This is a genomic window from Candidatus Protofrankia californiensis, from assembly GCF_900634765.1.
In the GTDB taxonomy this organism is placed as follows: Bacteria; Actinomycetota; Actinomycetes; order Frankiales; family Frankiaceae; genus Protofrankia; species Protofrankia californiensis.
Genome location: NZ_CAAAFT010000444.1, coordinates 22,863 through 24,899, shown reverse-complemented (window position 1 = coordinate 24,899; position 2,037 = coordinate 22,863). Strand labels below are relative to the sequence as shown.

Annotated in this window: 1 pseudogene; it reads left to right on the top strand. The window is 66.6% G+C overall.

The features are described 5' to 3' along the window. Nucleotides 1-226: 226 nt before the first annotated feature. A pseudogene (locus tag DD1DGNOD_RS30130) lies at nt 227-2,037 on the top strand (DNA-directed RNA polymerase subunit beta'); the annotation flags it as partial.

Genomic DNA, 2,037 nt, shown 5'->3' with positions numbered 1-2,037 from the left:
GACCACGGGGGATCACGAGGTGATCTGCCCGAAGTCGCTGCGTTCGCGCCGCCGTGGCCGCGGACCACGCGGTCGGGACACGGTACCCGGTAGCCCGGAAACACCGGCCGTGTCGCGGTATCCCCGCCGACCTTGGACAAACTGACGGCCCAAGCCCACAGCCGCCGCCATCCTCACGAAGCCTGCCGGCGACAGCGGGCAGCCAGACGGCAGAGAGAGAAGACACGTGCTCGACGTCAACTTCTTCGACGAGCTGCGCATCGGCCTCGCCACGGCGGATGACATCCGCCAGTGGTCACACGGCGAGGTCAAGAAGCCGGAGACAATCAACTACCGCACCCTCAAGCCGGAAAAGGACGGGCTCTTCTGCGAGAAGATCTTCGGTCCGACCCGGGACTGGGAATGCTACTGCGGCAAGTACAAGCGCGTTCGTTTCAAGGGCATCATCTGTGAGCGCTGCGGTGTCGAGGTCACCCGCGCCAAGGTGCGCCGTGAACGGATGGGCCACATCGAGCTGGCCGCACCGGTCACCCACATCTGGTATTTCAAGGGTGTCCCGAGCCGCCTGGGCTACCTGCTCGACCTCGCGCCGAAGGACCTTGAGAAGGTCATCTACTTCGCCGCCTACATGATCACAAGTGTGGACACGGACGCGCGCCACCGCGACCTGCCCACCCTCGAGGCCCGTATCTCCGTCGAGAAGCAGCACCTCGAGGACAAGAAGAACGCCGACGTCGAGACCCGGCAGAAGAAGCTGGAGGCCGACCTCGCCCAGCTTGAGGCCGAGGGCGCCAAGGGCGACGTCAGGCGCAAGGTGCGGGAGGCGGCCGAGCGCGAGATGCGCCAGATCCGTGACCGCGCCCAGCGGAAGATCGACGATCTGGACCGGGTGTTCGACCGTTTCAAGAGCATGAAGGTCCAGGACCTCGAGCCGGACGAGCTGCTCTACCGTGAGCTGCGGGATCGGTTCGGGCAGTACTTCGAAGGCGGCATGGGAGCTGAGGCCCTGCAGCGCAGGCTCAGCGACTTCGATCTGGCGGCGGAGGCCGAGTCGCTGCGGGAGACCATCCGCAGCGGCAAGGGGCAGAAGAAGGCCCGGGCGCTCAAGCGCCTCAAGGTCGTCTCGGCCTTCCTCAACACCCGCAACTCCCCGAACGGGATGGTGCTCGACTGCGTTCCGGTGATCCCGCCGGACCTGCGCCCGATGGTGCAGCTCGACGGTGGCCGGTTCGCCACGTCCGACCTGAACGACCTCTACCGCCGGGTGATCAACCGTAACAACCGCCTCAAGAGGCTGCTCGACCTCGGCGCGCCCGAGATCATCGTCAACAACGAGAAGCGGATGCTGCAGGAGGCCGTTGACGCGCTGTTCGACAACGGCCGCCGCGGCCGGCCGGTGACCGGTCCGGGCAACCGTCCGCTCAAGTCGCTGTCGGACATGCTCAAGGGCAAGCAGGGTCGGTTCCGCCAGAACCTGCTGGGCAAGCGTGTCGACTACTCCGGCCGTTCGGTCATCGTCGTCGGCCCGCAGCTCAAGCTGCACCAGTGCGGTCTGCCCAAGCAGATGGCGCTCGAGCTGTTCAAGCCGTTCGTGATGAAGCGGCTGGTCGACCTCAACCACGCGCAGAACATCAAGTCGGCCAAGCGCATGGTGGAGCGGGCCCGCCCGGTCGTCTGGGACGTGCTGGAAGAGGTCATCACCGAGCACCCCGTGCTGCTCAACCGTGCGCCGACCCTGCACCGTCTGGGCATCCAGGCGTTCGAACCGCAGCTCGTCGAGGGCAAGGCCATCCAGATCCACCCGCTGGTCTGCACCGCGTTCAACGCGGACTTCGACGGGGACCAGATGGCCGTGCACCTACCGCTGTCCGCGGAGGCGCAGGCCGAGGCGCGCATCCTGATGCTGTCGAGCAACAACATCCTCTCGCCGGCGTCCGGGCGTCCGCTGGCCATGCCGAGCCTGGACATGGTGACCGGGGTGTTCCACCTCAGTCGGATGGCCGTGGGCGGGGTCGGCGAGGGCAGGGCGTTCTCCAG